The 25187-nt window shown below is 71.4% G+C and carries 27 protein-coding genes; 9 read left to right on the top strand and 18 right to left on the bottom strand.

All coding sequences use genetic code 11. The features are described from left to right. The first annotated feature begins 26 nt into the window (after window positions 1-26). On the top strand, window positions 27-515 hold the full coding sequence (locus IEY91_RS36105) for an inorganic diphosphatase (protein ID WP_164328316.1): 489 nt from the start codon (window positions 27-29) through the stop codon (window positions 513-515). A 126-nt stretch (window positions 516-641) separates the two neighbouring features. Beyond that, window positions 642-2300, top strand: coding sequence for a threonine/serine exporter family protein (locus tag IEY91_RS36100; protein WP_189177176.1), 1659 nt, complete (start codon window positions 642-644; stop codon window positions 2298-2300). Between the two features lie 53 nt (window positions 2301-2353). On the opposite strand, the gene IEY91_RS36095 is transcribed toward IEY91_RS36100, so the two are convergent. Together IEY91_RS36095 and IEY91_RS36090 are read right to left on the bottom strand one after the other, a co-directional pair. Further along, window positions 2354-3529 carry a DedA family protein gene (locus IEY91_RS36095; RefSeq protein WP_189177175.1) on the bottom strand — a complete coding sequence of 392 codons (1176 nt, stop codon included), beginning with the start codon at window positions 3527-3529 and terminating at the stop codon, window positions 2354-2356. Window positions 3530-3688: 159 nt separating this feature from the next. Next, window positions 3689-4456 carry a MerR family transcriptional regulator gene (locus tag IEY91_RS36090; RefSeq protein ID WP_164322268.1) on the bottom strand — a complete coding sequence of 256 codons (768 nt, stop codon included), beginning with the start codon at window positions 4454-4456 and terminating at the stop codon, window positions 3689-3691. A 161-nt stretch (window positions 4457-4617) separates the two neighbouring features. Between IEY91_RS36090 and gad the strand changes: the two genes are divergently transcribed. Then, complete coding sequence (gad, locus tag IEY91_RS36085) at window positions 4618-6033, top strand: glutamate decarboxylase (RefSeq protein WP_189177174.1); 1416 nt, start codon at window positions 4618-4620, stop codon at window positions 6031-6033. A 228-nt stretch (window positions 6034-6261) separates the two neighbouring features. On the opposite strand, the gene IEY91_RS36080 is transcribed toward gad, so the two are convergent. The 6 genes from IEY91_RS36080 to IEY91_RS36055 all read right to left on the bottom strand — a co-directional run bounded on the left by IEY91_RS36080 (window position 6262) and on the right by IEY91_RS36055 (window position 12028). Further along, complete coding sequence (locus IEY91_RS36080; RefSeq protein WP_164328317.1) at window positions 6262-7077, bottom strand: ABC transporter permease; 816 nt, start codon at window positions 7075-7077, stop codon at window positions 6262-6264. Between the two features lie 23 nt (window positions 7078-7100). Then, window positions 7101-8072, bottom strand: coding sequence for an ATP-binding cassette domain-containing protein (locus tag IEY91_RS36075; RefSeq protein ID WP_164322272.1), 972 nt, complete (start codon window positions 8070-8072; stop codon window positions 7101-7103). A gap of 143 nt (window positions 8073-8215) precedes the next feature. Continuing rightward, window positions 8216-8863 carry a PadR family transcriptional regulator gene (locus tag IEY91_RS36070; protein ID WP_164322273.1) on the bottom strand — a complete coding sequence of 216 codons (648 nt, stop codon included), beginning with the start codon at window positions 8861-8863 and terminating at the stop codon, window positions 8216-8218. 52 nt (window positions 8864-8915) lie between these two features. Next, complete coding sequence (locus IEY91_RS36065) at window positions 8916-9467, bottom strand: DinB family protein (RefSeq protein WP_164322275.1); 552 nt, start codon at window positions 9465-9467, stop codon at window positions 8916-8918. A gap of 126 nt (window positions 9468-9593) precedes the next feature. Beyond that, entirely contained in the window at window positions 9594-11051 is a 1458-nt protein-coding gene (locus IEY91_RS36060) for an aldehyde dehydrogenase family protein (protein WP_164322277.1), read from the bottom strand. Between the two features lie 62 nt (window positions 11052-11113). Next, window positions 11114-12028 carry a Sco1979 family transcriptional regulator gene (locus tag IEY91_RS36055; protein WP_164322279.1) on the bottom strand — a complete coding sequence of 305 codons (915 nt, stop codon included), beginning with the start codon at window positions 12026-12028 and terminating at the stop codon, window positions 11114-11116. 316 nt (window positions 12029-12344) lie between these two features. Here IEY91_RS36055 and IEY91_RS36050 point away from each other — a divergent pair, with 316 nt between their 5' ends. Then, on the top strand, window positions 12345-12854 hold the full coding sequence (locus IEY91_RS36050) for an ATP-binding protein (protein WP_164322281.1): 510 nt from the start codon (window positions 12345-12347) through the stop codon (window positions 12852-12854). A gap of 125 nt (window positions 12855-12979) precedes the next feature. Here IEY91_RS36050 and IEY91_RS36045 read toward each other — a convergent pair whose 3' ends face one another. From IEY91_RS36045 to rpmG, 5 genes are all read right to left on the bottom strand, one after another. Then, the gene (locus IEY91_RS36045; protein ID WP_016645555.1) at window positions 12980-13216 is read right to left on the bottom strand and encodes a DUF397 domain-containing protein; all 237 of its coding nucleotides are present in this window, start codon (window positions 13214-13216) and stop codon (window positions 12980-12982) included. A gap of 404 nt (window positions 13217-13620) precedes the next feature. Then, window positions 13621-13806, bottom strand: a complete 186-nt coding sequence (rpsR, locus tag IEY91_RS36040; RefSeq protein ID WP_229697463.1) for a 30S ribosomal protein S18 — start codon at window positions 13804-13806, stop codon at window positions 13621-13623. Between the two features lie 92 nt (window positions 13807-13898). Then, window positions 13899-15074, bottom strand: a complete 1176-nt coding sequence (locus tag IEY91_RS36035; RefSeq protein ID WP_229697450.1) for a CobW family GTP-binding protein — start codon at window positions 15072-15074, stop codon at window positions 13899-13901. Continuing rightward, window positions 15074-15322 (bottom strand): type B 50S ribosomal protein L31, encoded by a 249-nt coding sequence (locus tag IEY91_RS36030; RefSeq protein ID WP_164322287.1) that lies wholly within the window; start codon window positions 15320-15322, stop codon window positions 15074-15076. Before IEY91_RS36030 ends, IEY91_RS36035 begins: the two co-directional genes overlap by 1 nt. Window positions 15323-15325: 3 nt before the next feature. Beyond that, window positions 15326-15490: a 50S ribosomal protein L33 gene (gene rpmG, locus IEY91_RS36025; RefSeq protein ID WP_030361075.1), complete on the bottom strand. Its 165-nt coding sequence runs from the start codon at window positions 15488-15490 to the stop codon at window positions 15326-15328. A gap of 72 nt (window positions 15491-15562) precedes the next feature. Here rpmG and rpmB point away from each other — a divergent pair, with 72 nt between their 5' ends. Genes rpmB through IEY91_RS36010 form a run of 3 tightly spaced genes read left to right on the top strand, consistent with a single transcriptional unit; the run spans window position 15563 to window position 16680 of the window. Further along, on the top strand, window positions 15563-15799 hold the full coding sequence (gene rpmB, locus IEY91_RS36020; protein ID WP_164322289.1) for a 50S ribosomal protein L28: 237 nt from the start codon (window positions 15563-15565) through the stop codon (window positions 15797-15799). Beyond that, complete coding sequence (gene rpsN, locus IEY91_RS36015; RefSeq protein WP_164322292.1) at window positions 15799-16104, top strand: 30S ribosomal protein S14; 306 nt, start codon at window positions 15799-15801, stop codon at window positions 16102-16104. Before rpmB ends, rpsN begins: the two co-directional genes overlap by 1 nt. A 60-nt stretch (window positions 16105-16164) precedes the next feature. Beyond that, window positions 16165-16680, top strand: coding sequence for a hypothetical protein (locus tag IEY91_RS36010; RefSeq protein WP_189177172.1), 516 nt, complete (start codon window positions 16165-16167; stop codon window positions 16678-16680). A 34-nt stretch (window positions 16681-16714) separates the two neighbouring features. Here the strand turns inward: IEY91_RS36010 and IEY91_RS36005 are convergent, their stop codons facing one another. From IEY91_RS36005 to IEY91_RS35995, 3 genes are all read right to left on the bottom strand, one after another. Next, entirely contained in the window at window positions 16715-18940 is a 2226-nt protein-coding gene (locus IEY91_RS36005; protein WP_229697449.1) for an FUSC family protein, read from the bottom strand. 51 nt (window positions 18941-18991) lie between these two features. Further along, entirely contained in the window at window positions 18992-19378 is a 387-nt protein-coding gene (locus tag IEY91_RS36000) for a MerR family transcriptional regulator (protein WP_189177171.1), read from the bottom strand. Between the two features lie 77 nt (window positions 19379-19455). Beyond that, window positions 19456-20646 (bottom strand): DUF2786 domain-containing protein, encoded by a 1191-nt coding sequence (locus tag IEY91_RS35995; protein ID WP_189177170.1) that lies wholly within the window; start codon window positions 20644-20646, stop codon window positions 19456-19458. A 136-nt stretch (window positions 20647-20782) separates the two neighbouring features. On the opposite strand from IEY91_RS35995, the gene IEY91_RS35990 reads away from it, so the two are divergent. Beyond that, complete coding sequence (locus IEY91_RS35990; RefSeq protein ID WP_306309944.1) at window positions 20783-23110, top strand: ABC transporter permease; 2328 nt, start codon at window positions 20783-20785, stop codon at window positions 23108-23110. Between the two features lie 30 nt (window positions 23111-23140). On the opposite strand, the gene IEY91_RS35985 is transcribed toward IEY91_RS35990, so the two are convergent. Together IEY91_RS35985 and IEY91_RS35980 are read right to left on the bottom strand one after the other, a co-directional pair. Next, window positions 23141-23980: a nitrilase-related carbon-nitrogen hydrolase gene (locus IEY91_RS35985; protein ID WP_189177168.1), complete on the bottom strand. Its 840-nt coding sequence runs from the start codon at window positions 23978-23980 to the stop codon at window positions 23141-23143. A gap of 66 nt (window positions 23981-24046) precedes the next feature. Beyond that, window positions 24047-24535 carry an ester cyclase gene (locus tag IEY91_RS35980; RefSeq protein ID WP_164322307.1) on the bottom strand — a complete coding sequence of 163 codons (489 nt, stop codon included), beginning with the start codon at window positions 24533-24535 and terminating at the stop codon, window positions 24047-24049. A gap of 78 nt (window positions 24536-24613) precedes the next feature. On the opposite strand from IEY91_RS35980, the gene IEY91_RS35975 reads away from it, so the two are divergent. Continuing rightward, a complete protein-coding gene (locus tag IEY91_RS35975) occupies window positions 24614-25123 on the top strand; it encodes a MarR family winged helix-turn-helix transcriptional regulator (RefSeq protein WP_373288095.1) in 510 nt (169 codons plus the stop codon). Window positions 25124-25187: the final 64 nt, after the last annotated feature.

Here is a 25187-nt window from a genome sequence, read left to right as displayed (position 1 = left end):
ATGTGCTGATCATGGAGGAGCCACCCGTGGAGTTCGACGTCACCATCGAGATCCCGAAGGGGTCGCGGAACAAGTACGAGGTCGACCACGAGACCGGCCGCATCCGTCTGGACCGTCGACTCTTCACGTCCACCAGCTACCCGGCGGACTACGGCTTCGTCGAGAACACCCTCGGCGAGGACGGCGACCCGCTGGACGCACTGGTCATTCTTGACGAGCCGACCTTCCCGGGCTGCCTCATCAAGTGCCGCGCGATCGGCATGTTCCGGATGACCGACGAGGCCGGCGGCGACGACAAGCTGCTGTGCGTGCCCGCGTCGGACCCGCGCGTGGAGCACCTGCGCGACATCCACCACGTGTCCGAGTTCGACCGCCTGGAGATCCAGCACTTCTTCGAGGTCTACAAGGACCTGGAGCCCGGCAAGTCCGTCGAGGGCGCCAACTGGGTCGGCCGCACCGAGGCCGAGGCCGAGATCGAGGCCTCCTACAAGCGCGCCGAGGCCCACGGCCACTGAGCCGCACGTACACGAACGGGCCGCGCGACCTTCACCAGGTCACGCGGCCCGTTCGTGTTTCCCTGCGCATACTGACGTACGTATGGTGCGCACGACACGTACGTACACACGAGCGAGGCTGGAGTCGTGGCTGAACCGGAGGAGGAAGACCGCAAGCCGCAGTCGGACGAGGCCCACAGCGCGTTCACTCCGGTCGGCGGCGTCGACCAGACGGCTCCGCCCGAGGAGGATCACCCCTCTTCGGAGTTCACGATCCCGTCCGGTCTGAGAATTCCGCAGACGAACGAGGACACCGAGTCCTCGGCCTTCACTCCGCCCGAGACGTACGACTCCCGGCAGCCGCCGCCCCACTTCACCCCGCCCACCGGGATTCCCGTGGTCCGGCTCGTGAAGGAGGCGCCCTGGCAGGACCGGATGCGCACGATCCTGCGCACCCCGGTGGCCGAGCGCCCGGCGCCGGAGCCGACGCAGAAGCACCACGAGGACGACGAGGGGCGCGCCGTGCCGCGCGTCCTGGACCTGACGCTGCGCATCGGCGAGCTGCTGCTCGCGGGCGGCGAGGGCGCGGAGGACGTGGAGGCGGCGATGTTCGCCGTCACCCACTCGTACGGCCTCGACCGCTGCGAGCCGAACGTCACGTTCACGCTGATCGCCATCTCGTACCAGCCCTCGCTGGTCGACGACCCGGTGACGGCGTCGCGGACCGTGCGCCGCCGTGGCACCGACTACACGCGTCTGTCGGCCGTCTACCGGCTCGTGGACGACATCAGCTCCGAAGACGTCGAGATCTCCCTGGAGGAGGCCTACCGGCGCCTCGCCGACCTCCGCCGCAACCGGCACCCCTACCCGGGCTGGGCGCTGACGGCCGCGGCCGGGCTGCTCGCCGGTTCGGCCTCCGTGCTCGTCGGCGGTGACGTCCTTGTGTTCGTGGCGGCCGCGCTCGGCGCGATGCTGGGCGACCGGCTCGCGTGGCTGTGCGCGGGGCGCGGGCTGCCGGAGTTCTACCAGTTCGTGGTCGCCGCGATGCCGCCGGCCGCGATGGGCGTGGCGATCAGTCTGCTCGACCTGCCGGACGTGAAGGCGTCCGCGGTGATCACCGGTGGTCTCTTCGCGCTGATCCCCGGGCGGGCGCTCGTCGCGGGCGTCCAGGACGGCCTGACCGGCTACTACATCACCGCCGCCGCCCGACTCCTGGAGGTCGGGTACCTGATCGTCGGCATCGTCTGCGGCGTCCTGATGGTGCTCTATCTGGGCGTGACGCTGGACGCGGGCCTCAACCCGGAGACGTCGATCCACTCCAGCGACCGGCCGCTGATCCAGATTCTCGCGTCCATGACGCTGAGCCTGGCCTTCGCCATCCTGCTCCAGCAGGAACGTTCCACCGTGCTGCTCGTGACGCTGAACGGCGGGGTCGCCTGGATCGTGTTCGGCGCCCTCGCGCGGACCGGGGGCATCTCGCCGGTGGCCGCCACGGCGGTCGCGGCGGGGCTCGTGGGCCTGTTCGGGCAGTTGCTCTCGCGCTACCGGTTCGCGTCCGCGCTGCCGTACGTGACGGCCGCGATCGGGCCGCTGCTGCCCGGTAGCGCGACGTACTTCGGGCTCCTCGAGATCGCCCGGAACAACCTGAACCCCGGGCTCGCCTCGCTCTCCAAGGCGGCGGCCCTGGCCCTCGCCATCGCGATCGGCGTGAACCTGGGCGGCGAGCTGTCCCGGCTGTTCCTCAAGGCGCCGCGGCCCGAGGGCCAGAAGGCGCGCCGCGCGGCCAAGCGGACGCGCGGCTTCTAGGGCACCTCGTCGTACTTCCAGGGCACCTTGTCGTACGGAGGGCTGCGGCTCGGTCAGTGCCTGGGGTGGCCGGGCTGCTGGGGCTCTTCGGGATACGGGGGCTGCTCGGGCTGCTGACGGCCCAGGTACTGGGTCTGGTGGTCCGGGTACGGGGACTGCTGGGGCTGCTGGCTCTCGTACTGCTGGGCGTCGTACTGCTGGGCGGCGGGGTCGTACGGGGCTTGGTACTGCTGGCCCTCGTACTGGTTGCCGTACTGGCCCTGGTACTGCTGGGGCTGGGCGCCGTACTGCGGCTGCTGGGGCTGGTACTGGTGCTGCTCCGGGTATCCCTGCTGCTGGGGCTGGTGCGGCTGCTGGCGGCCCAGGAACTGGGTCTGGTGGTCGCCGTACTGCGGCTGCTGGGCCTGGTACTGCTGGCCGCCGTACTGATCACCCTGACTGCCGTACTGATCGCCCCGGCCGCCGTACTGACCGTCCTGCTGACCCGGGTACGGGGACTGGGGCTGCTGCTGGGCCTGGAACTGCTGCGGGCCCGCCGGGCCGTCCTCGTGGGACTGGGCCTGGGACTGCGCGGCCTGCGCCTGGGCGGGGGCCTTGGCGGCCTCCTTCTTGCTCTTGCCGCGGGCCCGCAGGAACTCGACGATGATCGGGACCACCGAGATGAGGACGATCAGGATCAGGATCGCCTCGATGTTCTTGTGGACGAACTCGTGCTTGCCGAGCCAGGCTCCGAGCAGCGTGACGCCCGCGCCCCACAGGACGCCGCCGAGGATGTTGAACGTGAGGAACGAGCGGTACCGCATGCCGCTGACGCCGGCGATGATCGGCGTGAACGTCCGCACGATCGGCACGAAGCGGGCCAGGACCAGGGACTTCGGGCCGTGCTTCTCGAAGAACTCGTGGGCCTTGACCACGTTCTCCTGTTTGAAGAGCTTGGAGTCCGGGCGGTTGAACAGCGAAGGGCCGACCTTCTTGCCGAAGAGATAGCCGGCCTGGTCGCCGAGGATCGCGGCGACGACGATCAGGATGCAGGCCAGCCACAGCGGGGTGTCCAGCTTGTTCGTCGTGATCAGCAGGCCCGTGGTGAACAGGAGCGAGTCACCGGGCAGGAAGAAGCCGATGAGCAGGCCCGACTCGGCGAAGACGATCAGCAGCAGGCCCCAGAGACCGAACTGGTTCAGCAGGTAGTCCGGATCCAGCCAGCTTGGTCCGAGCGCAAGCGTCGTCACGGTTCCGGGCTCCTGTGGGTGTGAGGAAGTGCGGCGGGTGGGGCTCTGTGGGCGGGCCGTGCGGTGTGATGACATCGGCCGCCGCCCAAAGTTACCAACGCAAGGTGAAGCGGGCAGGTTCCACCGGGTGCACCCGGCTTCCCCGCCCGCCCCGCCCCGTCAGCCCGCGGCGCCCGCGCGGGCCGCGTTCGCCCGGATCGCGTCGCGCATGTACACCGCGAGGCCCGGCCGGATGGCCTCGTACGTGGCCGTGAAGCGGGCGTCGGACACGTACATGTCGCCGAGGCAGACATGGAACGCGTGGTCGCAGTCGTAGGAGGTGGAGTGCATGAAGAGGCGGTGCTCCTCGGCGACGTCCATCGCCTCCGTGGAGTCGGCGGCGACACCGGCAGCGAGCAGGTCCGCCATGCGCGCGTGGATCGCGTCGAACCCACTGGTCAGCCGCTTCCAGTCCTCCTTGGTGTACGCGGCGGTGCGGCGCTGCGACTCGGCGTACGCCTCGGTGTCGCCCCAGCGGCGCTCCACCTCCTCCGCGTGCTCGTCGGGATCGAAGTCTCCGAAGACCTCGAACTTCTCCTCGGGCGTGAGGTTGATGCCCATGCGTCTCGCCTCCATGGCGGTCTCCACGGCCTCGGCCATCTGCTGCAGCTTGGCGATCCGGGCGGTCAGCAGCTCGTGCTGGCGGCGCAGGTGCGCGCGCGGGTCCGCCTCGGGGTCGTCGAGCAGGGCCGCGACCTCGTCGAGGGGGAAGCCGAGCTCCCGGTAGAACAGGATCTGCTGGAGCCGGTCGAGGTCCGCGTCGCTGTAGCGCCGGTGCCCCGCGTGGCTGCGCCCGCCGGGCGCGAGCAGGCCGATCTCGTCGTAGTGGTGCAGCGTGCGCACCGTGATCCCGGCGAAACCGGCGACCTGTCCCACGGAGTAGCTCATACCTCCGTCCCCTCCTTCTTGGTACGTGGCTTGGTACGTGGCTCAGCCTGGGTCCTCACGTCACGTGAGGTGCAAGTCCGAATTCTCGGGATGTTATGTCCCGTTTGCCCGCCTACAGTGACCGCGAGAGCCGTACGCCCCGACCGACCGGAGGCACCTCCATGTCGCTGCACCGTGGCACGGACGACCGCCGCGACGAGCGCCCGCTGTCCGTCAATCCGTTCTACGGCGAGGCGAACCCCGTCGGCGGCATGGCGCAGGCCCCGCCCAAGCACCGGCTCCCGCAGGATCCGATGCCGCCAACGACCGCGTACCAACTGGTCCATGACGAGCTGATGCTCGACGGCAACTCGCGGCTCAACCTGGCCACCTTCGTCACGACCTGGATGGAGCCGCAGGCCAGTGTGCTGATGGCGGAGTGCCGGGACAAGAACATGATCGACAAGGACGAGTACCCGCGCACGGCGGAGCTGGAGCGCCGCTGCGTCGCCATGCTCGCCGACCTGTGGAACGCCCCCGACCCGGCGACGGCCGTCGGGTGTTCGACCACCGGGTCGAGCGAGGCGTGCATGCTCGCCGGGATGGCCCTCAAGCGGCGCTGGATGCGGCGCAACACCGACCGCTACCCCTCGCGCGAGGCCCGCCCGAATCTCGTCATGGGCGTGAACGTGCAGGTCTGCTGGGAGAAGTTCTGCGACTTCTGGGAGGTGGAGGCGCGGCAGGTGCCCATGGAGGGCGACCGTTTCCACCTCTCCGCCGAGGCCGCCGCGGAGCTGTGCGACGAGAACACCATCGGCGTCGTGGCCGTCCTCGGCTCCACCTTCGACGGGTCGTACGAGCCCGTGGCGGACGTGTGCGCGGCGCTGGACGCGCTCCAGGAGCGCACCGGTCTCGACATCCCCGTCCACGTCGACGGGGCGTCCGGCGCGATGATCGCGCCGTTCCTCGACGAGGATCTCGTCTGGGACTTCCGGCTGCCTCGTGTGTCGTCGATCAACACCTCCGGGCACAAGTACGGGCTCGTCTATCCCGGTGTCGGGTGGGCGCTGTGGCGTACGCCCGCCGAGTTGCCGGAGGAGTTGGTGTTCCGGGTGAACTATCTCGGCGGGGACATGCCTACGTTCGCGCTGAACTTCTCGCGGCCGGGGGCACAGGTCGTGGCGCAGTACTACACGTTTCTGCGGCTCGGGCGTGAGGGGTATCGGGCCGTGCAGCAGGCTTCCCGGAACGTGGCCCGGGGGCTTGCCGCGCGCATCGAGGCCCTGGGGGACTTTCGGCTTCTCACCCGGGGGGACGAGTTGCCGGTGTTCGCGTTCACGACCGCGGCGGATGTTTCGGCGTACGACGTGTTCGATGTGGCTCGGCGGTTGCGGGAGCGGGGGTGGCTTGTGCCGGCGTATACGTTCCCGGCGAACCGGGAGGACCTGGCCGTTCTTCGGGTCGTCTGCCGGAACGGGTTCTCGGCCGATCTTGCGCAGCTTTTCGTGGAGGACCTGGGGCGGTTGCTGCCGGAGTTGCGGCGGCAGGCGCATCCGCTTACGCGGGATCGGGGGGCGGCGACCGGTTTCCATCACTGAGGCGGGTGGGCCCTGCCGGGGGCCTCCCCAATCCCGCCCCTTCCCGAAACTGGGGCTCCGCCCCAGACCCCGTATCGCCGCTTCGCGGCTCGTCCTCAAACGCCGGACGGGCTGGAACCTTGCCGCAACGGGCACATATTCAGCCCCTCCGGCGTTTGAGGAGCGGGGGTCCGGGGGCAGAGCCCCCGGTTTCGGGAAGGGGTGGGATTGGGGAGCGGCCCGCAACCCCTACTTGCTCAGCGCCCCGAACCTCCGCACAGCCAGCGGCAGGAAGAGGCCCACAAGGACCACCGGCCACACCACCGCAAGGAGCCCGGCGTGCTCCGCCGCCCAGGACGTGCCAAGGACCCCGGGATCATTGTCGAAGAGGTCCCGGACCGCCGTCCCGGTCGCCGACATCGGGTTCCACTCCACCGCCGCCCCCAGCCAGTCCGGCATGTTCTGCGGAACGGTGAACGCGTTGGAGAGGAAGCCCACCGGCCAGACCAGGATCTGCACGGCCATCACCAGCTCCGGCTTGCCCGCGACCATCGCGAGGTAGATGCCGATCCACAGCATCGCGAAGCGAAGCAGCATCAACAGGCCCACAGCCCCAAGCACCCCGGCGAACGATCCGTGCCAGCGCCAGCCGATCGTGAGGCCGACGCCCATCATGACGATGAGGGAGGCGAAGGACTGGAGCATGTCGGCGACCGAACGGCCCACCAGGACCGCGCCGTTGGTCATCGGCATGGACCGGAAGCGGTCGACCACGCCCTTGTTGAGGTCGGTGGTCACCGCGACCATCGTGGCGTCCAGGCCGAACACCATGGTCAGCGCGAACATGCCGGGCACCAGGAACTCGGCGTAGTCCCCCTGGATGCCCTTGCCGCCGCCGATGAGGTAGTTGAACATCAGCAGCATCATCACGGGGAACGCGAGCCCCACGAAGACCTGCACCGGCTGCCGCGCCCAGTGGGCGAGTTCGCGCCGCGTCATCGTCCAGGAGTCGGTGACCGCCCAGCCGATCCGCGAGCCGCCCGCCCCGGGCTCCGCCACCGCCATGGGCGTATCGCCAGTCGTCGTACTCACACGGCCTCCTTCATGCGGTCCTGATCCTCGGTACGTCCCGTCAGGCGCAGGAACACCTCGTCGAGGGTCGGCCTGCGCACCGCGATGTCCTCCGCCTCGATGCCCTCCTCCTGGAGCGCCTGTACGACCCGGGTCAGCGCCTCCATGCGGTCGGCCACCGGCGCGCTGGCCAGGCGGCGGTCCGCGTCCACCGTGACGTCGTCGTGGTCGACGCCGGGGCCCGGCAGCAGCCGTGCCGCGCGCACCAGTTGGGCGCCGTCGCGCACCACGACGTCGATGCGGTCGCCGCCGAGCTTCGCCTTCAGGTCGTCCGCCGTGCCCTCCGCGATGACCTTGCCGTGGTCGATCAGGGAGATCCGGTCGGCCAACTGGTCGGCCTCTTCCAGGTACTGGGTGGTCAGGAGCACCGTCGTGCCGCCGCCCACCAGGGAGCGCACCGCCTCCCACACCTCGGCGCGGCCGCGCGGGTCCAGGCCCGTGGTCGGCTCGTCGAGGAACAGCACCTCCGGTTCCGTGATCAGCGACGCCGCGAGGTCCAGGCGGCGCCGCATGCCGCCGCTGTACTGCTTGACCGCCTTGCGGCCGGTGTCGGCGAGGCCGAAGCGGTCCAGGAGCTCGTCGGCCCGCACGCGCGCGTGGCGGGCGCCCAGGTGGTAAAGCCGGCCGAACATCTCCAGGTTCTGCAGGCCGCTGAGCTCCTCGTCGACGGCGGCGTGCTGGCCGAGCAGGCCGATGCGGCGGCGCAGCTCGCGCGGCTGCCGGGCCGCGTCGCACCCGGCGATCTCCACGCGGCCCTCGTCCGCCCGAAGCAGCGTGGCCATGATCCGCACCGCCGTGGTCTTGCCCGCGCCGTTCGGCCCGAGCACGCCGTGCACCGTGCCCCGCGCGGCCACCAGGTCGAGCCCGTCCAGAGCCCGCTTCTCGCCGTACCTCTTCCGTACGCCTTCGACGACGATCGCGTCCGTCATGCGTCTCCCTCCAGCCCCCCGCGCCCCTCTAGTCAAGCTTGACTAGGTGGTCGAAGGTATCCCCGAAGGGCCGGTTAGTCAAACTTGATTAACCAGAAAGAAGAGTGGCCTGCGTCACATTCTCAGTGTGTCTTCGGGGCGCCTCAGGCCTCGTCCCCGGGGTGCCTCTCCCCCGTCGCGAACGGGTTCTCCTCGCCGTCCGCGAGCACCGCCACGAACGGCTCGCCCTCACCGGCGAAGGTGTACGCGCCGTTCTCGATGCGCTCGATCAGGCTCTTGGTCCACTCCTCGCCCGCGTCGGCCGAGTGCAGCCAGAGATTCATGATCTCGCCGATGTGGCCGAGCTGTTCGGGGCCGTCCTCCGGCGTGTAGTACTCCGTGATGGAGTGGCGCCAGCCCTCGATGGCGCGCACCCGCTCCTTCAGGAGCGAGACGACCTCCTCGCGCGGCAGGTCGACCATGAAGCCGACCGCCGACGAGAGCACATCGGACTTCTGGTCGTGCGCGACGGCCGTCAGGGCGCTGCGGAGCAGGGCGAAGAACTCCTCGGCGCCCCGCTCCGTGATCTCGTACTCCGTGCGCGGCGGGCCGCCCGCCGTGGACGGCGCCGTCTCGTGCTCGTGCAGCAGGCCTTGCTTGGCCAGCTGCTTCAAGGCGTGGTAGATCGAGCCCGGCTTGGCGTTGGACCACTCGTGGGCGCCCCAGAACTCCAGGTCGTTGCGCACTTGATAGCCGTGCGCCCGCCCGTGCTGACGGACCGCCCCCAGGACCAGCATCCGGATCGCCGACATTCACCGCACCTCTCCGAGACAGCCATTGCGCTCAGCCGTTCAGAACGGCCATTCAACTTTGACTAGCGTATCCCTGAGCCATCGCGACCAGCTCGAAGGCCGTCTTTCCGTCCAGGGTCTCCCGGATGATGTCGGCGTGCCCCGCGTGCCGGCCGATCTCCTCGACCAGGTGCAGCATCAGCCAGCGCATCGACACCGCGCCGTCGTCGGGGAACCACGGCTGGTCCGGCAGCGGGAAGGTGTCGTCCAGGCTCGGCACGGCGCGGATGAACTGCTCGGTCTCGGCTGCCACTTGCTCCCAGAAGGTGAGCACGTCGGCGAGCGTCTCGCCCTCGACGAGGCGGAAGCTGTCGCCCCAGGTCGCCTCGGTGCGCTGCCGCTCGTTGGGCTTCTGCTGGGCCATGCGCAGCCAGTTCAGCTCGGTCTCGGCGACGTGCTTGACGAGCCCGCCGAGGGTCAGCTCGCTGGCGCTCGGCCGGGACGAGGCCTGCTCGTCGCTCAGGCCGAGCACCGAGCGGCGGATGCCGCCGCGCTGGGCCTCGACGAAGGCGATCAGCGCGCCGCGCTCGTCGCCGGGGGCTTCCGCGTTGACGTGGGTGACCATGGTGTCCGCCTCTCTTCGCCCCTCAAGGGGCTGGGCTGCCGCCGGGCTTTCCGACACCACAGACGCTACGGACCCTTGCGGACAGGTTCTGTCCGCAAGGGTCCGCGACGTACGAGAGATGAGAATTCAGAACGGGAAGCGCGAGCGGCCGTGCTGGACCGAGATCCACTTGTGGGTCGTGAACGCCTCGATCGTCGCGTCGCCGTTGAGGCGGCCGATGCCCGAGTGCTTCTCGCCGCCGAAGGGCACGATCGGCTCGTCGTGCACGGTGCCGTCGTTGATGTGGACCATGCCGCTCCTGATGCGCCGCGCCAGCCGGACGCCGCGCTCGGTGTCGCCGGTGTGGACGGCGCCGCTGAGGCCGTACGGAGTGTCGTTGGCGATGCGGACGGCCTCGTCCTCGCCGTCGAAGGGCAGCAGGAGCGCGACCGGGCCGAAGATCTCCTGGCGCAGCACGGGGGCGTCGTCGGGCAGGTCGGTGAGGACGGAGGGGGCGACCAGGTTGCCCTCGGTGCGGCCGTGCAGGAGGGCCTTGGCGCCCGCCTGGATGGTCTGCGCGACGAGTGAGGTGACGCCGTCCGCCTGCGAGGAGTTGATGAGCGGACCGATGTGCGTGGCCGGGTCCGCGGGGTCGCCGACCTTCAGGGACTTGACCTTGGCGACGAACTTCTCGGTGAACTCGGCCTCCACGGCGCGGTCCACGAGGATGCGGTTCGCGGCCATGCAGACCTGACCCTGGTGCACGAAGCGGCTGAAGACGGCGGCGTCGACGGCGTAGTCCACGTCGGCGTCCTCAAGCACGATCAGGGCGCTGTTGCCGCCCAGTTCGAGGACGCAGCGCTTGAAGTTCTGGGCGCAGACCGTGGCGACGTGGCGGCCGACGGCGTCGGAGCCCGTGAAGGAGATGACGCCCGGCACCGGGTGGTCGATCAGCGCGTCGCCGATCTCCGCGATGTCCGTGATGACGACGTTCAGGACGCCCGGCGGAAGGCCCGCGTCCTCGAAGATCCTGGCGAGCAGGCTGCCGCCGAGCACCGGCGCGTTCTGGTGCGGCTTCAGGACGACGGCGTTGCCGAGCGCGATCGCGGGGGCCACCGACTTGATCGACAGCAGGAAGGGGAAGTTGAACGGGCTGATGACGCCGACGACGCCCACCGGCAGGCGGTAGAGGCGGTTCTCCTTGGTGTCGTCGGGCGAGGGGAGTATGCGGCCCTGGGGGGCGAGCGCGAGATGTATCGCCTCGCGCAGGAACTCCTTGGCCAGGTGCAGCTCGAAACCGGCCTTGACGAGGGTGCCGCCGAGCTCGGCGACGATCGCCTCGGTGATCTCGGCCTCGCGGTCCTCGATGATCCGCAGGACCCGCTCGAAGATCGCGCGCCGGGCATAGGGGTTCGTCGAGCCCCATGCCTCCTGTGCGCGCTGCGCCGCCCGATACGCCTGGTCCACCTCGTCGGCCGTGGCGACCGTGATCGACGCCAGCTTCTCCCCGTTGTACGGATTGAAGTCGATGATGTCCCAGGAACCGGAGCCGGCCTTCCACTCACCGTCGATGTACTGGTGAGCCAGATCGGTGAAGAAGGACATGACGCGAGACCCCTTGCCGCAGAATGTGCAGACACCTGATTTCACGTCATCCTACTGACGATTCAGGTCAGTTGGAGTAGACCACGGAGAAGGTCACGGCTGTCGGCCGGATTCGGACAGTCCTGCTGCAACTCGGCCATCGCCCCTCCGTACTGGGCGACTTCTTCGCGCTTGTCCAGATAAAGGGCGCCGGTGAGCTGCTCCAGGTAGACGACGTCGGAGAGGTCGGACTCGGGGAAGCTGAGCATGGTGAACGCGCCGGACTCGCCCGCGTGCCCGCCGAAGGTGAACGGCATGACCTGCAGCGTCACATTGGGGCGCTCGGAGATGTCGATGAGATGCTGGATCTGACCGCGCATCACTTCCCGGTCGCCGTACGGCCGTCGGAGCGCCGCCTCGTCCAGTACGCAACTGAACTTGGGGGCGCGCTCGGACACGAGGAGCTTCTGGCGCTCCAGGCGCAGGGCCACACGGCGGTCCACGTCGGCCTGATTGAGCCGTCCGCCGCGGCCGGACTTGCCGCTCGCGGCGGGCTTGCCCGCGGCGGCGGCCTTCATGCCGCGCTCGACGACCGCGTGGGCGTACGCCTCGGTCTGCAACAGGCCGTTGATGAACTGGACTTCATAGACGCGGATCAGCGAGGCGGCGCCTTCCAGACCGATATATGTCTGGAACCAGCCGGGCAGGACGTCCGAGTAACTGTGCCACCAGCCCGTCAGGTTGGCCTCCTTGGCGAGCGAGAGGAGTGCGTTGCGCTCCGCCTCGTCCATGACGCCGTAGAGCGTGAGGAGGTCCTCGACATCCCTCGACTTGAAGCTCACCCGTCCCAACTCCATGCGGCTGATCTTCGATTCGGAAGCACGGATCGAGTAACCGGCCGCCTCACGGGTGATGCCCCGCGACTCCCTCAGGCGCCTCAGTTGCGAGCCCAGCAGAATGCGCCGTACCACCGAGCCGCTCGACTCCCCAGCGGTCACTTCGCTCAGTCCTCCCCAAGATGTGAGACCCAGCAGTCTGCCATTAAACGCTTCAGGCCGTGCTCGTTCGGTTACGGAAAGGAAAAGCCTCCGGAAGGTCTGCACAAGAAGTCGTAGGAAGAAATGGGCCAGAAGCAGCCTAGGAACGGTCAAGTCCGGCGCGTGCACGTGCATCTGCCCTTGCATCTGCTGTACGCATTCGGAACCATGGTCCGCGCGTCACTGCTGCGCCATCGCTGTGCCGCCCGGCTGTACCGACCGCGCCACCGCACGATCGCTTTGTACCGCGAACCGCGAAAACCGGGGAGTGCCTCGCATGGGGACGAATGGATCGACCATGCTCGAGCCGTTACGGCAGGGCCTTCCTCCGCTCGACCCCTCCGCGGTCTCCAGTGCGGCCTCCTGCGCTCTTCCCGCGCGCTACGAAGCCGTCGGCAGCGCACGGCAGTTCACCCGCAAGACGCTGGTGTCGTGGGAGATGGACGAGCGCTTCGACGACATCGCGCTCGTCGTCTCCGAACTCGTCACCAACGCCCTGCGGCACGCGCTGCCCGCGGACACCCCGCGTGCCGCGTGTCCGGTCGCGGGCACCGAGGACGCGCCCGTGCGGCTGCACATGATGCGCTGGACCTCGCGCCTGGTGTGCGCGGTGCGCGACCCCAGTGACGAGAGTCCCGTCGCGCGCGAGGAGGCGGAGGACGACTTCTCCGCGGAGTCGGGCCGCGGCCTCTTCCTGGTGGACTCGTTCAGCGACGGCTGGGGCTGGCATCCGCTGGCGGGCGCGCTGAACGGCAAGGTGGTGTGGGCGCTGTTCCAACTGGCCTAGGCCGTGAGCTCGCCGGCCCTCGGGCCGGCGGCCGTTGGAACAGCTCTGCCCCCCGTTTCCTTCTCCCGTCGACTCATCGACTCGGCGACTCAGCGACTCAGCGACTCGGCGTGGTCAGCCGCCGATCAGCCGATCAGGTCGTCGAACTCGCCGTCCTTCATGCCGAGCAGCATGCACTCGATCTCGGCGCGCGTGTAGACGAGCGCGGGTCCGTCGGGAAACCGCGAGTTGCGGACCGCGACGTCGCCGCCCGGGAGTTTCGCGAACTCCACGCAGGCACCTTGCGAGTTGCTGTGCCTGCTCTTCTGCCAGACCACCCCGTGAAGATCCGTGGCCGCCATGCCGTTGAACACGTGGTGCACAGGTCGCTCCCCGGTGGTGCCGTGGCTGTTGTTGTAGCCGTCAACTGTCCCGGATCATAGCCGTGTTCATGTGCCGATGCATGGGCAGATGCACGTGCACGCGGCGTGGTGAGCTGGTTACAGCCCCTCCCGCCGCTTCCCCAATGCCCGCATGACATGCGAACGACAGCCCCCGTCCATCTGCGTCGGCGGTGTTCCGCCGCTGGTTCGACCCCGGGTTGTCCGGATCGAATGCCTCGTGCACTTAGGCAGACGCAGGGGAAGCCGTTCTGGCTCCTTTTTGGCCGAAGACGCAACACAGCCGCCGCCCGAGGGACACTTCCGCGCCTGAACCCTACTTCCCGGTAACGGGTGGGCGGGCGGGAGGTGTCGCTCGCGCGGCGGCGGCGTGGTGAGTCGGCGCCTCAGCGGGACGCGTACGGAAGAAGCCCCATCTCGCGGGCGTTCTTGATGGCTTTGGCCAGTTGGCGCTGTTGCCGCACGGTCACGCGGGTGACCCGGCGGCTGCGGATCTTGCCGCGGTCGGAGATGAATTTCCGCAGCAGGTCGGTGTCCTTGTAGTCGATGTACGTGATGCCCGCGACGTCCAGGGGGTTCGGGCGGGACTTGAGCGCCTTGCCGCGATCGGCACGACGTACGGACGAGGACGAGGAAGAGGACGAGGAGCGGGACGGGGACAACGTCAGACCTCCAGGAGGGCGTCGAAGGCGGGGGGCAGGGATTTCCAGGCGGCGCGCCCGGCGGCGTACTCCTCGTCCGTGAGCAGGCAGGACTCCAGGACCTGGGCGAGCCCGTCGCGGTCGAGGCCCGGCGAGGTGAAGACCAGGTGCTGGCAGCAGTCCCCGTGCTCGGGATGCCAGTCGAGCGCGGCGGCGGCCCGGCGCACCGGCGGCACCATCTCCCAGGCGGCGTCCGGCAGCGAGGCCAGCCACGGCCCCGCGTTCTCCACGCACAGCGCGCCGCCCGCCGCGTCCCACGCGAGCAGCGTGTCCGGCCGGTCGGCGAGCCAGAAACGGCCGCGGCTGCGGGCGGCGGCGCAGGTCAGGTCCTCAAGGGCGGCGTAGAGACGCTCCGGGTGGAAGGGCCGCTCGCGGTGCCACACGAACGTCACCACACCGCTGTCGTCGGCCTCGGCGGGCAGCAGCGCGCAGGCCGGGTGCTGGGCCGCGGCCGCCGCCTCCACGTCGAAGCCGCCGAGCGCGGCGCCCGCCAGATCACCGTGGCCGATCGGGACCTGGCGGGCTGTCGGATGGAGCTGCGCGAGCAGCGCCCGGTCTTCTTCGTCCGCCACCTCGGACTCCAGGACCGCGAGCACGGGCGGGTATTCGAGCTGGCGCGCCCAGGTGTCGGCGACCGTGCGCTGGTCGGAGGCGGCCGCGGCCAGCCCCGCCTCCATCAGGTCGTCGCCGTTGGCGAGGCAGGGAAGCAGCAGGCTCGGGTCGACGGCGGTGAGCACGCCGCTCAGCCGCAGCAGCTCCGAGCCGTACCCGGCGATGACCTCGGCCATCGCCTTCGGCTCGACGGAGTCCCAGAGCTCGACGACCGCGAGCCGGGTGAGCCCGCTCTCGGCGAGCCGCTCCAGCTCGGGCACCAGGTCCTCGCGCAGCGCGCAGCACGCGCAGTCGTTGACCAGCGGCGCCTCGCCGGTGGAGAGCACTCCGCCGGCGTCGCGCACGGTCCGCGTGACCGTGCCGTGCGCGGCGGTCGACAGGTCGTGGTGGAGCGCGACGCTGCCCGGCACCGTGGCGAGGAGCCGGTCGACGGCGGCGGCGCGGGCGTCGGTGTGCAGTCCGGCGACGACGGCGACGTCCATGCGGCCGTCCGCCGCGCCCCGGCCTTCGCCCCCGTGGGCGCCCATCAGCGCCCTCCCCCGTAACGCCGCTCGAACCGCTCCACGCGGCCCGCGGTGTCGAGGACACGCTGCTGCCCCGTATAGAAGGGGTGGCTCGCGGAGGAGACCTCGACGTCGACGACGGGGTAGGTGTTGCCGTCCTCCCAGACGACGGTCTTGTCGCTGGTCGCGGTGGAGCGGGTGAGGAAGGCGAAGTCGGCGGCCTTGTCGCGGAAGACGACGGGCCCGTACGGCGGGTGGATTCCGGGTCGCACGGTTCAGCGCTCCTCTCGGAAGTCGACGTGCCGGCCGGCCACCGGGTCGTACTTGCGCAGGGTCAGGCGGTCGGGGTCGTTCCGGCGGTTCTTGCGGGTGACGTACGTGTAGCCGGTGCCGGCGGTGGACCGGAGCTTGATGACCGGGCGGAGTTCGTTGCGAGCCATGAGGGCTAGTATATGAAAATGAATCCCGTTTCCAAATGGGCGGGAGGAAAACCGAGCGAGAGGTGCGTCACCATGTCCGCCCACTGCCAGCTCACCGGCGCGAAGCCGGGGTTCGGCCACCACATCTCCCATTCGCACCGGCGCACACCGCGCCGCTTCGACCCGAACATCCAGCGCAAGCGGTACTGGCTGCCGAGCGAGGGCCGGTACGTACGCCTGCGACTGAGCGCGAAGGGGATCAAGACCGTCGACACGATCGGCGTCGAGGCGGCCGTGGCCAGGATCCGTGCGCGCGGGGTGAAGGTCTGATGGCCAAGCAGAGCAAGATCGCGAAGAACGAGAAGCGCCGCGTGATCGTCGCGCGGTACGCGGCGCGGCGGGCCGAGCTGAAGGAGATCATCCGGCGGCCGTCCACGCCGGCGGCCGAACGGCTCGCCGCCCAGCGGGAATTGGCCCGCCAGCCGCGTGACGCGAGCGCGACGCGGGTGCGCAACCGGGACAGCGTGGACGGGCGTCCGCGCGGTTACGTGGGCACGTTCGGCCTGTCCAGGGTGCGGTTGCGTGAGCAGGCCCACGCCGGATTCCTGCCCGGCGTGCGGAAATCCTCCTGGTAGCTTGGCGCGCGATTCATCGGGCCAACGGCCCGGAACGACGCTCCACATAGGGGGACTTCAGTGCGTACGCGTGTCCGTAGTGTCCGCGGCATCACGATCGGCGCCGCGGTGGCCTCGCTGGCCGCCGCGCTCGTCCTGACCGGTTGCAGCAGTGACGGCGACGACGGCGGGGACGAGGGCAAGGACAAGGGCGCGTCGGACAGCGCGTCCAAGACGCCCGGCTCCGGCTCCGACGGCTCCGAGGACGCGGGCTCCGGTGACGGGGGCGGCGACCTGGAGGGCAGCTGGGTCACCACCACCGGCGGCAAGCCGGTCGCGCTCGTGATCACCGGCAAGCGGGCGACGCTGGTCGGCGAGCACGTGTGCAACGGCACCGCCGACGGGGCGGGTGACGCGCGCACCATCAAGCTGAAGTGCGCCGACGGCGACATGGACCGCACCGACGGTCGGATCGAGTCCGTCGACGCCAAGACGCTGAAGATCGCCTGGCAGGGCTTCGGGAAGGACGAGTTCCTGAAGACGAAGGACGGGAAGCTGCCGGAGGGGCTGCCGACGGCGGGCATGCCGCAGTCCTGACGGTTCGTTCCGTCGGTCAGCGGGTCGTGGGGCCTTACGGGCCCTGCGGCCCGTTCGGCGTTTCCGGGGTCGGCGTTTCCTGTTTGCGTACGTCGCTTTCGCTCTTGCGTACGTTGCTTTCGCTGCCGTCGACCAGCATCGGCGGGGGCGACGTGTCCAGGGCGTCGGAGAGGTCGTCCAGGGACTTGAGGAGGAGGGTGCCGCCGCGGCGTACGACGCGGTCGGGGGCCTCGCCGGACTCCCAGGCGTCCAGGGCCTCGCGGACCGGGTCCCACCGGGGGACGCGGCGGTCGCGTACGGCCTTCGCGCCCTGCTCGGTGGCGGTGCGCAGGGCGTCCGCGAGGCGGGCGGCGGCGGGGACGGGGGGTGTGCCCCGGTCGGGGAGGTGGGCCTCCAGGAGCATGGCGACGCGGCCGACCTGGGCCAGGGCGTGTTCGGCGTCGGCGGCCGCGGCGCGGGAGAGGCCGCGGTGGCGTACGGGTTCGTGCTCGGCGCGTTCCACGGCCTCCTGCCAGGCGGCGCGGGTGTCGCGGGCGGTGAGGAGGGCCTCGCGGACGTCGGGGCAGTTCTTGCCCGCGGGGTCCGCGTAGTGGCCGACGACCGCGGCGGCGTAACGGCCGTACGCCGTCAGCCAGTCGGCGAGGCGGGTGCGCAGGCGCGGGGTCTCCCAGGCGGGGTACAGGGCGTACGCCGTCATGGCGAGGATGCCGCCGACGAGCGTCAGGACGACGCGCTCGGGGACCGTCTGGGTCCACTGTTCGCCGCCCATGCCCAGGAGGAAGACGACGTACGCGGCGACGCAGGCCTGGACGGCGATCTGGCCCGTGCGCATCAGGAGGTACATCAGGCCCGCGCTCGCCACCGCGAGGGCGCCCGAGAGGTAGGTGTCGGGCTGGGCGAGCCTGACCACCGCCGTGGCCAGGGCCACGCCCACGAGGGTGCCGCCGAAGCGGGCGACCGCGCGGGCGTACGTCTGGGAGAAGTCGGGGCGCATGACCATGACGGAGGCCATGGGGGCCCAGTAGCCGTGGCCGAGGGGGAGGTAGTGGCCCACGGCGTAGCCCGCGGTGGCGACGGTGGTGACGCGTACGGCGTGGCGGGTCACCGCGGAACGGACCCTGAGCTCGGCGCGCATGGCCTTTGCGGCTGCGGGGACCAGGGCGGTGAGCCCCGGGCGGACCAGGTTGCCGCTCGTCGTCGCGGCGGCGTCGGCCTGGGCTGTACCCGCATCGGACGCATCGGAAGCTTCCCCCGCAGCGGGTGACGCGGCGTTCGACGTACCGCCCGCCACCTCGACCACGTCCCGTAGCAGCGTTCCCAGGCGGCGGGCCGCTCGGTGGGGTGGGCCGGTGAGGATGGCTCCCGTGTCCGGGGTGCGGAAGGTGGAGACCGCGGCCGGGGGGAGGTCGACGGGGCGGCCGTGGCGGATGGCTCGGGCGGCGGCGTCGAGGATGGCGCCCGCGGCGTCGAGGAGTTCGCGGACGCGGTCACGTTCGGGGCCCTCCGCGGGTACGCCGAGGGCCGGGTCGGCGAGGGAGGCGAGGACGGGGCGGATGCGTTCGGCGAGGCCGCGGGCGCCGTGGAGTTGGGCGGGGCGGGTGCGGGCCTGGCGCGGGGTGATGTGGGCGGCGGCGCGGGCCGTCATCAGCGGGGCCGCGTCGAAGGGGGCGACGGGGTCGTGGCGCAGGCGGCGCGCGTAGTCCGCCTCGGCGGCCAGGGCGTCGGCGAGGGCGTCGCGGTGGGCGCCCCAGCGGCGTACCGGGAAGACGATCACCAGGGCGGCCTGGATGGCGCCGCCCGCGACCATCATGGCGGCGTGCCCGGCCGCGGCGGCGACGGAGGTGGGCAGGGTGATCGTGACGAGCATGATCGCCACGTTGGAGGTGGCGATGAGGCCGATGGTCGGGCCCGCCGCCCAGCTCAGGCCCGCGAGGAAGGTCCAGAGGGCGAGCAGGGCGAGGAAGAGGAGGAGATGGCTGCCGGTGAGGTAGCCGAGGAAGGTGGAGAGCGCGAGGCTGGTGCCGGAGGCGATGGCGAGTTCGGGCCGGGGACGCCAGCTCCGCTGGAAGGTGGCGATGGCGGCCTGGAACGCCCCGAAGGCCGAGCTGGCCGCGACGGCGGGCCCGAAGAGGCTGAGGCTGACACCGATCACGACCGCGAGCCCCACCGCGGCCCGCAACGCGACCAGCGGCTCGAGCCGCCCCCGCTCCACGGCAAGACCGGAGCGCGCCGTCTGCTTCAGCGATCGCCACCAGGTCACTCCGGCGATGATACGGGGCATATGGGGCACACCCACCTCCTGGGGCGAGCCTCAGGCAGGCTGCCTCAGCCCCTCCTCGCGCTTCGCGCGGACCGTCGTCAGGTACTCGTCGATCGCGTCGCGGTTGCGGGCCAGGCATTCCACGCGCTGGGACATGCGGTCGCGTTCGCGTTCCAGGGTGGCCAGCATCTCGGGGGTGGCGTCGGGGAAGTGGATGGCGCGGGGCTTGTCGAGGCAGGGGAGGATCTGCTTGATGAGGCGGGTGGGCAGGCCCGCGTCCAGGAGGCCGCGGACCTGGATGACGCGGTCCACCGTCGACGCGTCGTAGTCGCGGTAGCCGTTCGCGGCGCGGTCGGCGACGATCAGGCCCTGTTCCTCGTAGTAGCGCAGCAGCCTGCGGGGCGTGCCGGTGCGTTCCGAGAGTTCTCCGATGCGCATGGTTCCACCCCGTTGTTCGCGTGCGTCCAGGTGTCTTCGCGTGACTCTTCGCCTGGTCCTTCACATGCGTGTGAAGGTTAGCGTTCCAGGGGCGCCGCGTGCCCGACCCGTGCCCGGTCCGCGGCCGCCGCGCCCTGCGCCCAGCCCTCCCCGTCGCGTACGCCGCGCACCCGCGTCGTGGTCGTCTCGGGGAACATCCGCTCGGCGCGGTCGGTGACCGCGACGTCCCGGGCGGCGAGGACGGGGAGCAGCGCCCCGCCGTCGCCGTCGGTGTGCGTGACGGGGGCCGCGGCGGCTTCGAGGCGGGCGCCGAGGCGCTGGGCGTACGCCATCAGGAAGGCCTGCCGGAACGTCTTCGTGCGCTTGCGGCCGCCCGCGCGCTGACCCGCCTCGGCCTTGGTCATCGCGGCGGTGCCCTGCACGAGGAGGGAGGTGTAGAGGAGCTCCACCACCTCCAGGTCGGGCTCGAAGCCGACGACGGTGGAGAAGGAGAGGGCGTCGTTCCAGACCGCGCGGCAGCGGTTCGCGCCGGCGACGGCGTCCAGGAGGATCGCCTTGGCCGTCTCGTACGGGGCGTCGACGCCGACGCGGCAGGCGCCGGGCGCGTCCTTGGCGTGCGTGCGCGCGGCGAGCAGCGCCTCGTCGACGCTGTGCCGCGCCATCAGCTCCTGCGCCTTGGCGGTCAGCGCCTCCGCCTCCTCCGGGTACCCGGTCGCCTCGGCCTTGGCGAGCAGGGCACGGATGCGGGTGAGGGCGCGGGGTTCGTCGCCGGGGTGCGGCGGGGGTACGTGGAGGGGGGTGCCGGGGGCCGGGCCGATGGGCTCGATCGGGGGGAGGCGCAGGAGCAGGCGGTAGAGGGCGAGTACGGCGGTGGCGTGGGCGAAGCGGTCGGGGGCCCGCCAGGGCGCGTACTCGTCCTCGTCGAGGGCGGCGAGCTGGGCGGGCCAGCGGGCGGGGAGCCGGTCGGGGGCGTAGCGGCGGGTCTCGGCGCGGACGAGTCCTGCGGCGAGGCGTACGTGGGGTTCGTCGAGGTCGCGGCGGACCAGGCGCAGGACGTCGGCGGGCTGCCAGCCGCGTTCCCACGCGCGGCGTATCAACTCCTCGCCGCGGGTGGCGAGTTCGGCGTCGGCAAAGGGGGCGGCGGCGAGCAGGGACGCTCCGGTGTCGAGGCCGTCGTCGGCGTGGCCGGTTCCGGGCCGCGCGCGTCCGGCCTGGGCTTCTCCCCCGTACAGCGCCGCCGCGAACGCCCTGTCGATCACCGATTCCATACCCCTAAGGGTAGGCCTGGCCCTACCTGTCACCCGCCCGCTGGTGGTCGTGAGCGCGGGGCCCCGGAGCGGTTGGCTTCGGAGCATGGTTCTTACGTCGCTCCGGGCCCGGTGGGCCGGATTTCTGGGTGCTTTCGTGGCCGTGGCCCTCGGGGTCGCGCTGACCGCCGCGATGGGGGTGGGGCTGGCGGCGAGCCTGGACTCGCCGGTGCGGAAGCCGGTGCGGTTCGCGGGGTCGCCGGTGGTGGTGGCGGGGCGGGACACGCTGACGGTGCCGGTGCGGCGGGGGCCGGAGGTCGGTCACGTCACGAAACCGCTCGCTCATCCACAGCCTGTGGACAACGAACTGCTGCGGGAGCTCGGCCGCTTGGGGAAGATCGACAAGGGGGTGGGGCAGAAGCGTACAGACCGTAAGGCATCGGACCGTACGAGATCAGGCCATACGGCATCAGGCCGTACGACATCAGGCCGTACGAGATCCGACCGCGCGGCGCCGGACGCCGTGGGCGTGACCGCGCCGGTCAACGCCGTGCGGGCCGTCGTCGCCGCGTCCGGGACCGGGGCGCGGGTGCTCACCGGGGACGACCGGCGCCTCGTCGACCCCGCCACCGGGCGGGACGCGCGGGCGCTGGTGGCCGTGAACTCCTTCCTGGGCACGGCGGGCGGGGTCGCCGCGTTCGTGTCGGCGTTCGTGACCGCGTCGACGTTCGCGTTCGTGGTGGCGCTGCGGCGCCGGGAGTTCGGCCTGCTGCGGGCGGCCGGGGCGAGCCGGGGGCAGGTGCGGCGGTGGCTGCTCGGGGAGGCCGTGGTCGTGGGCGCGGTGGCCTCGGCGGCCGGGTGCGCGGGTGGGGCGTGGGGGGCGCCGGTGCTCGCGGGGGCGCTGGTCGACGCGGGGGTGGCGCCGCCGTGGTTCACCGTCGCGTCGGGGTTCTCCTGGACGTGGTGGCCGTACCAGCTCGCCTTCTGGACGGGGCTTGTCGTGGCGGTCGCCGGGGCGTGGAGCGCGGTGTGGCGGGCGGGGCGGGTGAGCCCGGTGGAGGCCCTGCGGGAGGCTTCCCTCGACATCGGGGCGATGCCGCTGGGGCGGCGGGTCGTGGGGGGTCTGCTGCTCGCGGGAGGGCTGGGGCTGCTGGCGTGGACGTGGTGGTCGGAGCCCGCGGAGCTGCTGAAGCGCAAGACGTACACGACGCAGCCGATGGTACTGGCCACGGGGGTGGCGGCGTTGGCGCCGGCGCTCGTCCGGTACGTGGTCCCGCTGTTCCGTCGGCCGGGGTTCCTGACACGCCGTGGCGCGTCGGGGGCGGCCGGGGTGGCTGTCGGCCGGGGCGGCGACGTCGGCCTGGGCCGCGCCCGCCTGTTCTGCCCTCTGGGCCGGAAGCGGGCCCGGAGTTGGGTGGGGCTCGGGCGGGTTGCCCGCGCCAATGTGGCTGGTTCTGTGCGGCGTACGGGGGCTGTTGCCGCGCCCGTGTTGGTGGTCGTCTCGCTCGCGGGGTGTCTGTTCGGGTCGGCTGCGACGGTGAGTGGGGCCAAGGCCGCGGAGGCCGGGCAGCGCACCGCCGCTCAACTCGTCGTCACCGGGGATGAGTTGAGGCCGGTCGGCGGCGGGGACGTGCCGGGGGCGACCGTCGCCGCGTCCGCCGCGACCGCCGTCTTCGTACGCGAGGACGGCGGCACCGCGCTCGTCCGCTCCGAGGCCCGCGCGGTGCCGGACCCCGAGGCGTTCGCCGCGGTGACGCGGCTTCCGGTGGTCGCCGGCGACGTACGCCGTCTCGACGACCGTTCGATCGTCGTCAACGAGGAGTGGGAGCGGCACCGGGTCGGCGAGCGGGTGGACGTGTGGCTGGGCGACGGGCGGCGGGCGCGGCTGCGGATCGTGGCGGTGCTCGCGCGCGGCATGGGCGACAACGGGGCGTACGTGACGGCCCGCAACGCCCCGTCGGCCCCGCTCGACCGCATGGACGTGACCCTGCGGGACGGCGCCGACCGTACGGCCGTGGCGGCGGCGCTGCGGACGACGACCGGCGGGCAGGTGCGGACCGCCGGGGAGTGGCTGGCCGCCGAGTACCCACCGGGCATGAAGCACCAGACGCGCCTCGGGCTGCTGATGCTGCTCGCGATCTGCCTCACGTACACGGCGATCTCGCTGCTGAGCACACAGCTCATGACGGCACCGGTACGGGCACCGGAACTGCGCACGCTGCGGCTCGTGGGGGCGACCCCGGCGCAGATCCGGCTCGTGGTCGGTGCGGAGGCGGCCCTCGCGGTGACGGTGGGCGCGGTGCTCGGCCTCGCGGTGACGGCGATCGCCCTCGGCGGCCTGACCGCGGCACTGGCAAGCCTGTCGGCTCCGGTGGGGGTGGTGGTGCCGTGGGCCGTGATGGGGGTGAGCGTGGGGGTGTGTGGGGTGGTGGCTGTGGGGGGTGGGGTGTTGGGGGTGCGGAGGATGCCGGGAGCGGCGGCATAGGTGGCCCTGGACGGCCCCGCCCCCCCTCGACTAGGAGTCCCCGCCCTCGTCGATCAACCGGCGGACCTCCCGGTCGATGAGGCCCAGGCGGGCCTCCGCCACCAAGGGGACGACGCGGCGTTGGCGGCGGGCCTCGTGGACGTCGATGTCCACCGTGACCAGGGCCGGTTCCCACTTCGGGGCCTGGGCGACCACCGTGCCGCGTGGGTCCACGACCCGCGAACCGCCCCAGAACGTGGCCCCGTTCTCGTTGCCGACCCGGTTCACGAAGACGACCCAGCACTGGAGCATGCGGGCGGTGTAGGAGAGGAGCGTGTCCCAGTACAGGCCGGTGTCCATCGCCTCCGGGTCGAGGCTCGCGGCGCTGTTCGTCGGTACGACGATGACCTCGGCGCCGTCCTGCACGGCCAGCCACGGAAGCACCGGCTGCCAGGCGTCGTTGCAGACGAGGGTGGCGGCGCGGCCGAGGTCGCCGGGCAGGTCGTAGGCGCGCAGGTGCTGGCCTGGGCTGACGTGCTTGCGCTCCTCCCAGGCGAGGTAGTTCGGCAGGTACAGCTTGCGGTGGGCGTGCAGGAGGGCGCCGCCGGAGTAGTACGCCGACGTGTTGTACGCGCGCAGGCTGGTGTGCTCGTGCAGGCCGACGAGGACATCCGGGCCGTGCAGGGAGAGGCCGAGGAGGCGGGGGTCGGCGGCGGCGAGGGACTCGTCCCGCTCCAGGGCGCCGAGGTGGTAGCCGTGCAGGCTGAGTTCCGGGAAGACGACGAGGTCGGCGCCCTGTGCCGCCGCCTGGGCGACCTGTTCCCGGGCGACCTCGAGGTTGCCCTCCACGTCTCCCAGTACGCAGTCCGTCTGCGCCAGCGCGACTCGCATGGGGCGAGCCTCGCAGGGGGTTCGGGGGGTGGCACGCCGGGCGGGGCCACCCGGGCGCCCCGGGCGTCAGTCGCGGGCCGGGCCGTTGGGCCCGGAGATGGCGCCGAGCTGGGCGAGGCCGGACAGGACGTCCGTGCAGGTCCAGTACGCGACGAACTTGCCGCCGGACACCCGCAGGATGTCGTGCCCGCTGAAGGAGATGGCCGTGCCGACGGGGGCCGTGGCGTGGGGCAGGCCGCCGGTGTACCGGGCGCGCAGGGTCCAGCGGCCGGCGATCAGGTCGCCGTCGACGATCGGGCCGAGGTCGACGGTGAGGTCGATGTCGCCGAACACGGCCATCGTCTGCTCGATCTCGGGGAGCAGCCGGGCCGGGCCGCGGGTCGCGCCCGAGTCGGTGCCGTCGGGGCGGGCCTGGTGGACGACGAAGTCGGGGTCGAGGATGTCCTCGGCGTGGCTGAAGTCGCCGCGCCAGAGCTCGCACCAGCGGTCGTACAGCTCGTGCGCCTCCTGGTGGTCGAGGGGCGGGGTGGTGGGCAGAGTGGTGCCAGTGGTCATGGTGATGCTCTCCTCGGATAGAGTGTGCGTCACGCAATATCTGCGTCACGCAGACAATTAGACGGAGGGCACCGGGCCGTGTCAAACCCGATTCCGAAGCCGAAGCTGAACCCGAAGCCGAGCCCGAAGCCGAACCGCGCGGAGCTGCTCGCGGCCGTCACCGTGGCCGCGCGGCGCCAGCACGCCGCGTACACGCTGTTCAACCAGGCCATGGCCGACCGCCTCGGGCTGCACCCGACGGACCTGCAGTGCGTGAGCCTGCTCGGCCTCGAACCCGACCCCCTCACCACCGGCGAGATCGCCAAGCTCACCGGCCTGACCTCGGGCTCGGCCACCCGCCTCGTGGACCGCCTGCTCCGCGCGGGCCTGGTCGAACGCCACCCCGACCCCCACGACCGCCGCAGAACCCGCATCTCCCTCACCGCCGACCGCGCCCCGGAGCTCACGGCGGCCTGGGACGCCCCCGGCACGGCGTTCGCCGAGGCGCTCGACGAGTTCACGGAGGAGGAACTGGGGGCGATCGAGCGGTACTTGGCCCGGACGACGGAGGTGGGGGTGGAGCAGGCGGAGCGGTTGCGGGGGCAGTGAGGGAGGCTGCGCCTGGCAGCTGCTGAGAGGTCCGGGCGGGCGCCGGGCGGCGCGGTGCGTCCGG

Source organism: Streptomyces lasiicapitis (genome assembly GCF_014646335.1).
Classification (GTDB): Bacteria; Actinomycetota; Actinomycetes; order Streptomycetales; family Streptomycetaceae; genus Streptomyces; species Streptomyces lasiicapitis.
Note: the sequence above shows the minus strand (reverse complement) of the source record. Positions and strands in the feature narration are given on the sequence as shown.